At 47.8% G+C, this 6,217-nt stretch carries 8 protein-coding genes; all 8 read left to right on the top strand.

Features of this window, described 5'->3' with window-relative positions; translation table 11 throughout:
• Positions 1–145: 145 nt before the first annotated feature.
• Entirely contained in the window at positions 146–349 is a 204-nt protein-coding gene (locus tag MVD07_RS06710) for a DUF2281 domain-containing protein (protein WP_297499927.1), read from the top strand.
• Positions 337–747, top strand: coding sequence for a PIN domain-containing protein (locus tag MVD07_RS06705; RefSeq protein ID WP_297499923.1), 411 nt, complete (start codon positions 337–339; stop codon positions 745–747). Before MVD07_RS06710 ends, MVD07_RS06705 begins: the two co-directional genes overlap by 13 nt.
• Before the next feature lie 4 nt (positions 748–751).
• A complete protein-coding gene (gene rfbC, locus MVD07_RS06700; protein WP_297499921.1) occupies positions 752–1,300 on the top strand; it encodes a dTDP-4-dehydrorhamnose 3,5-epimerase in 549 nt (182 codons plus the stop codon).
• Between the two features lie 18 nt (positions 1,301–1,318).
• Complete coding sequence (gene rfbD / locus MVD07_RS06695) at positions 1,319–2,182, top strand: dTDP-4-dehydrorhamnose reductase (protein ID WP_297499919.1); 864 nt, start codon at positions 1,319–1,321, stop codon at positions 2,180–2,182.
• A 241-nt stretch (positions 2,183–2,423) separates the two neighbouring features.
• Positions 2,424–3,800 carry an ATP-binding protein gene (locus MVD07_RS06690; protein WP_297499917.1) on the top strand — a complete coding sequence of 459 codons (1,377 nt, stop codon included), beginning with the start codon at positions 2,424–2,426 and terminating at the stop codon, positions 3,798–3,800.
• A gap of 143 nt (positions 3,801–3,943) precedes the next feature.
• Positions 3,944–5,029: an ATP-binding protein gene (locus MVD07_RS06685; RefSeq protein ID WP_297499915.1), complete on the top strand. Its 1,086-nt coding sequence runs from the start codon at positions 3,944–3,946 to the stop codon at positions 5,027–5,029.
• Between the two features lie 193 nt (positions 5,030–5,222).
• Complete coding sequence (locus MVD07_RS06680; RefSeq protein WP_297499912.1) at positions 5,223–5,702, top strand: RNA-binding domain-containing protein; 480 nt, start codon at positions 5,223–5,225, stop codon at positions 5,700–5,702.
• 7 nt (positions 5,703–5,709) lie between these two features.
• A partial coding sequence (locus MVD07_RS06675; protein ID WP_297499925.1) for an ATP-binding protein occupies positions 5,710–6,217 on the top strand: 508 nt, incomplete at its 3' end.

Raw genomic sequence — 6,217 nt, 5'->3', positions numbered from 1 at the left:
GAAGACGGTTAAATGGTATTTAGAGAATGAATGGTGGTGGAAGCCGCTGGTGAACGAGAGAGTCCTCCACCCAACGCCCTGGAAGCTGGGGTAGTAAGGCAAAAGGTAATTAAGTTCCGCGAGAATGTTTAGGATGGTGAACGTGATGGAGGACGCCTACAGGCTCTTTCAGCAACTGCCGGATGACCTTAAAGAGGAGGTGCTGGACTACATCAAGTTCCTCATGGAGAGGAACGCGCGCAGGAGACGCTCCCCCATGAAGTTTGGATGGCGCGGGGGGCTGAAGGAGCTCAGGGAGAAATACACTTCCGTGGAGCTTCAGCACAGGGTCCTTGAATGGTGGGGCTGATGTATCTGGTTGATACCAACGTGTTCCTTGAAATCCTTCTTGATCAGGAAAACGCTGATAACGCGGAGAGGTTTCTTAGAGAAACTTCACCCAGTGAGCTTGCCGTCTCGGATTTCTCGGTTTACTCAATAGGGATAATACTCTCCAGGCAGAAGAAACACGGGGTTTTCAGGGAGTTCGTTGAGGACGTTCTCCTGCGCGGTGGGCTCTCCCTGCTGAGACTCACCCCCTTCGATTTTGAATCACTCGTTGAGGCATCTCGTAAATTCCACCTCGATTTTGACGATGCATACCAGTATACCTTGGCCCGTAAATACGGCCTCCGTATAGTCAGCTACGATTCGGACTTTGATACAACCGATATCGGTAGGGTTACTCCACTCCAGGCGATGAGGTGATGTTATGCCGTTCGAGTTCAAGCGCCTTGAAATTCCTGATGTCATCCTAATCAAGCCCAAGGTTTTCGAGGACGAGAGGGGCTTTTTTATGGAGACCTACAAGAAGTCGGACTTCGAGAAAGCAGGAATAAAGGGAGACTTCATCCAGGACAATCACTCGAAATCAAAGTACGGTGTTTTAAGGGGCCTGCACTTCCAGCGCGAGCCCTACGCCCAGGCCAAGATTGTTCGGGTTGTCAGGGGAGTTGTTTACGACGTGGCCGTTGATTTAAGGAGGAACTCACCGACCTTCGGCAGATGGGTGGGAGTTATCTTGTCAGAGTTCAATAAATACCAGCTCTACATCCCGAGGGGCTTTGCCCACGGGTTCGTCGTGCTGAGCGACGTTGCCGAGGTTGTCTATAAGGTGGACAACGTCTACGCTCCCGACTATGAGGGCGGAATAATCTGGAACGACCCTGATATATGCATAGACTGGCCGGTTGATGATCCCATAGTTTCTGAGAAGGACAGGAAATGGCCGACGCTGAAGGAAGCCATCGAAAAGGGATAGGTTTTCTGAGGTGATTCGATGAGAGTTGCGATCATCGGTGCAAATGGTCAGCTCGGGACAGATTTGGTGGAAGTCTTTGGGGAAGACTCTTCCTTTGAAGTTATCTCTTTGACCCACAGAGACTTAGACGTTACCGTTCCCGAGACCCTTAAGGTGCTGAAAGAGCTGAAGCCAGATGTCATCATCAACACGGCGGCTTATGTTAGAGTGGATGATGCCGAGCTCTACCCGGAGAAGGCCTTTGCGGTCAACGCCATCGGCGCACTGGACGTTGCTAGGGTTGCCAGCGAGATTGATGCAATCAACGTCTACATCAGCACGGACTACGTCTTTGACGGGAAGAAGGGAGAGCCATACACTGAGGATGATGTTCCAAACCCGTTAAACGTCTATGGAACCAGCAAGTACGCCGGCGAGATCTTCACAAGAAATTATTCGACGAAGTACTACATCATCAGGGTGGCAAGCCTCTACGGAAAGGCCGGCGCGAGCGGAAAGGGTGGAAATTTCGTCAATTGGGTCATTGAGAAGGCAAGACGCGGGGAGGAGCTGAGGATAGTCGACGACCAGTTCATGAGCCCGACATACACGATGGACGTCGCTGGGACTCTGAAGGAGTTTCTGAAGCTGAAGCCGGAGTGGGGGATCTATCACATGGTCAATGAAGGTTACTGCTCATGGTATGAGTTCACCAGAGCGATATTTGAAATCCTGGGCTGGGACGTTGAAGTGAAGCCTATAAAATCGAGCGAGCTTAACAGGCTGGCGAGGAGGCCGAGGTTTTCTGCGCTTGAGAACAGGGGGCTCCATAAACTTGGCCTGAGGATGCCCGGCTGGAGGGAAGGGCTGAAGGAGTATTTGGGGGATAAGGGGTATCTCTAAACATCTCTGAACAAAGGGGCTCTGCCCTTTGAATCCCGTTTTCATTTTGTTATTTCGGCGCTTACGGACCGAATGTATTATACGGTGCAGAAATGAAGCAGGAATGATTCAAAAGATGGATACTATGAGCGAGGCAGGTTAGGCTTTACATTTTTCTTTTGAAAGCCTCGCCCTTAGCCGGGAGGAGGTCAGGTTGCTAAAACCAAAATGTTTAAATACTCGAATCATATTTATTATAATCATGATTCGAAAATTTGTGAACCGGGGGAGAGAGCTCGAAGTCTTGGAGAGGGCATGGGAGGGAGGCTTTCGACTTTTTGTGGTCTATGGGAGAAGAAGGGTGGGAAAGACGGCCCTTTTGAGGAAATTCCTGGAGAACAAAAGGGGAATATATTTTCTCTGCTCCCAGAGGGGATATGAGAAAGACATCGAGAGATTTTCTCACGAGATAAGTTCTTTTATTGGTGCTCCGGTAAGATTCGAAAGCTTCAAGGATGCGTTTAAGTTCCTAAGAGGGCAGGGGAAGCTTTTGGTGATTCTTGATGAGTTCCCTTACTTGATAGAGGCAGACAAGGGTGTTACATCCGAGTTTCAGGAGGTAGTGGATATAGTGCTTGAGGGTTCAGAGATCACCATTATCCTCTGCGGTTCGAGCGTTGGAATGGTGGAGCGTGAGGTTCTCAGCTGCAAGAGCCCTCTCTATGGGCGAGCAAGTGGGGTTCTGAAGGTCAAACCATTCCGCTTCTTCGATATGGCCGAATGGTTTGGAAAGGATTTTGAGGGGCTTTTAAGACTCTATGGGGTCACTTGGGGGATTCCCAAATACATGGAATTCTTCAAAACGGGGAGCGATGATGAGATTATCAACAACTTCTTTGACCCGAGTGCATTTCTTTTCAACGAGGCGAGGCTTCTCCTCATGGAGGAACTGAGGAACCCAACCAGATACATGCAGATCATCGAGGCCATAGCCATGGGGAAAACCCGGCTTAACGAGATCGCTCAGTACGTTGGGATGGAGGCCAAAGACCTATCTGCATATCTTAGGGTGCTCTCAAATCTTGGAATTGTGAGGCGGGAGGTTCCAATAACAGAGAGGAAAGCCAAGAGGGGGATTTACCTTATAGAAGATGAGTACTTCCGTTTTTACCACCGCTTCGTCAGTCCGCACTATGAGGAGATAGACTCCCTCAACCCTGAGCCAGCAATTCAGGATTTCCTGAGGAACTTTAATACTTACCTTGGAAAGACCTTCGAAAAAGCAGCCAAAGAGTTTTTAATAGAACTTAATAAGCATGGGGGGTTGCCGTTTAAATTTACGAAGATCGGAAAGTGGTGGCATAAAAATGAGGAAATTGATCTCGTTGCACTGGACAAAAGGGAAAATAAGGCTCTGCTGGTGGGGGTAAAGTGGAAGGAGTTGAGAGAGAAAGAGGCGAGGGGAGTTTTAAAAGATTTAGAGCGTAAAAGTGGGCTTGTTGGGTTAGAAAACTGGGGGAAGTATTACGGGTTGATAGCGAAGGGCATTAAATGTAAGGAAGATCTTAAAGGTGAGGTCTGGTTCCTGTGGGATCTGGGGGACTTCGAGAATTTGGATTTCAAGATAAGAAAACTCTGAACGGGTCCATTTCGAAGGCATAAGTCAAAGGTGAATCACATGAGCGAAGTGAGCTAGGCTTTACCTTGGACTCATCCCAACTGAATCCAAAAAGAAAGGTTTAAATATGGAAGGGGCTTCCATATAGAATGGGGTGTCCATAAATGTTTCAAATTCGACCAATAACCAATGAGAAAAACCTTTACGGAAAACGGCACAGGGAAGCCCTCAAACAGCTGAAGAAGAATGTTGAGGAAAGGACTTTTACGGCAATTCTCGGCCCGAGGAGAGTCGGCAAGACGAGCATCATTAGAGTTTTTTTGAATAAGTACAAGTACCGGTACATATACTATGATCTCTCTCCCTTTATGGGTAAGCAGGGGATCAGCTACACCGAGTTAACTCCAGCAATGACGAACATTGAGGTAAAAGAACTCTCATACCATACTCAGCTCAGTTTAGGTCTTGTACGGCTTGATGTTAAACCTGAAAATGCTGTACAGTTCCAAAACGCCCTAATTAATCTCCTCAGGGAATTAAATGCCAAATACGACGATTTTGTTGTGGTAATAGATGAGGCCCAGGTAATGTCCCGTATCAGGGGTATGAACATGCTGGGCCTCCTTCAGCTGATAAGCAACACAATGGACAACACGAGCGTGATAATGACGGGTTCGATGCCGGGTCTGCTTGAGAGGGTACTCAGCCCATCGGCGTCCCAGCCGATGTTCGCCAGATACGTTGACAAGATTCACATACCGCGCTGGACACCAGAGGAAAGCATAGGGTACCTCAAAAAAGGATTGAGCGAGGCAAAAGTGTCCTGCACTGGGGCTGAACTTGAGGAAGCCGTAGAGGAGCTCTCAAACGTGCCCGGATTTCTGGCATACTACGGCAAGCAAAGAGTCAGAGGTATGAGCCATGATGATGCCCTTGTGGAGACTTTGAACTATGCCATCGGCGTTTGGGAGCAAGATCTGGAGGCATTCCTTAACATCTACAGCACAAAAGCCTATGTAACAACACTCTGGGTGCTGGCGCAGTCAAAATTTGGCCTCACGCGGAAGGAAATTGCTGGAGAGGTGCTCCGCAGGGAGGAAATCAGCGACAGGAGCCTCACCCGCATATTGAAGAATCTCGTTCTCTCAGGTATGATTGAGCACAGCGAAAAGCGCGGAAAATACCGCATTGCGGAGAATCCCCTTGCAAGGGCAGTCCAGAATATAGCCCATAAATATGGCATTCATTGATCTGTGGGGAGATGCGGAATATATCCTCCGTAGGATTCAAAAAATGCAACTCAACGAGCGAGACAGCTTATATAAAAAAGTTAATTTTGGGTAAAGGGGCTTCGCTTTATTTCTTTATCTCGGCGCTTCGCACCGCACCCCCAGAACCAAAAAGCTATTAATTTCCCAGATCGTTTTTACATCTGGTGATTAAATGGATGTTAATGACCTGATTAAGAATGGCGAGAGTGAAACCATTGAGTTTAAGCGGGAGCTGAATGATTCTGTTTATAAAACGCTGTCAGCATTTGCTAACACTGACGGTGGGGTTTTGCTCCTTGGTGTTAGCAATGATGGCAAGGTTTTTGGCTTCTCTGGAGACTTGGACAGCTTGGCCAGATCAATAAGGCACAATCTTAGAATAAATCCGTCCATAAAAGTTGAAGAGATTGGTGGAAAGAAAATCGTCATCATTGAAGTTCCCCAATCCCCTGTTCCAGTTTCATTTAAGGGGAGATATTATAAAAGGGTTGGAGCTCAGACCGTTGAGATGGGCTGGGAGGATTTGCAGAGATTCTTCCTTCAGAAATCTGGGGTCACGTGGGATTCTCTGCCATCTTCTGCAGCGTTGGAAGATCTGGATGAGGAAACGATCAGAAAGTTTGTTCATATGGCTAGAAATAGGTTGCCATAAAGTGATAATGAGCCACATTGGAGTTAGGTATGAGTTTGAGGGGGAGCTGAGGAGAAAGGAAATCTGGGATTATCCCTTAGATGCCCTTAGGGAAGCCATAATAAACGCCCTGATTCACAGGGACTACACTGACCCGAGCAACGTGCAGATTAAGATCTTTGATGACTTCATCTGGATCTGGAATCCTGGGGAACTACCTCCTGGAATTGTTATTGAAGATCTAAAAAAGGAAACACATCCTTCCAAGCTGAGAAACCCCAAAATTGCCCAGGTTTTCTACTATGCCGGACTGATCGAGAGGTGGGACACCGGGACGTTTAAGATGGTACGTCTCTGTTTGGAGAGCGGCTTACCCGAGCCTGAGTTTAGTGAAGAGGCCGGAGGCCTCGTGGTTCTTTTGAGAAAGGATATTTATACTGAGGATTACCTGAGAAAGCTGGGTTTAAATGAAAGGCAGATTAAAGCTGTGCTCTATGTAAGGGAGAAGGAGAGGATAGGGAATAAGGAGTATCAGG

This window comes from Thermococcus sp. (assembly GCF_027008145.1).
Lineage (GTDB): Archaea > Methanobacteriota_B > Thermococci > Thermococcales > Thermococcaceae > Thermococcus.
Note: the sequence above shows the minus strand (reverse complement) of the source record. Positions and strands in the feature narration are given on the sequence as shown.

Excerpts from the sequence above, each read along its gene's own strand:
- MVD07_RS06710 (WP_297499927.1), top strand. The coding sequence starts at position 146 with ATGGAGGACGCCTACAGGCTCTTTCAGCAACTGCCGGATGACCTTAAA.
- MVD07_RS06705 (WP_297499923.1), top strand. The coding sequence starts at position 337 with ATGGTGGGGCTGATGTATCTGGTTGATACCAACGTGTTCCTTGAAATC.
- rfbC (WP_297499921.1), top strand. The coding sequence starts at position 752 with ATGCCGTTCGAGTTCAAGCGCCTTGAAATTCCTGATGTCATCCTAATC.
- rfbD (WP_297499919.1), top strand. The coding sequence starts at position 1,319 with ATGAGAGTTGCGATCATCGGTGCAAATGGTCAGCTCGGGACAGATTTG.
- MVD07_RS06690 (WP_297499917.1), top strand. The coding sequence starts at position 2,424 with ATGATTCGAAAATTTGTGAACCGGGGGAGAGAGCTCGAAGTCTTGGAG.
- MVD07_RS06685 (WP_297499915.1), top strand. The coding sequence starts at position 3,944 with ATGTTTCAAATTCGACCAATAACCAATGAGAAAAACCTTTACGGAAAA.
- MVD07_RS06680 (WP_297499912.1), top strand. The coding sequence starts at position 5,223 with ATGGATGTTAATGACCTGATTAAGAATGGCGAGAGTGAAACCATTGAG.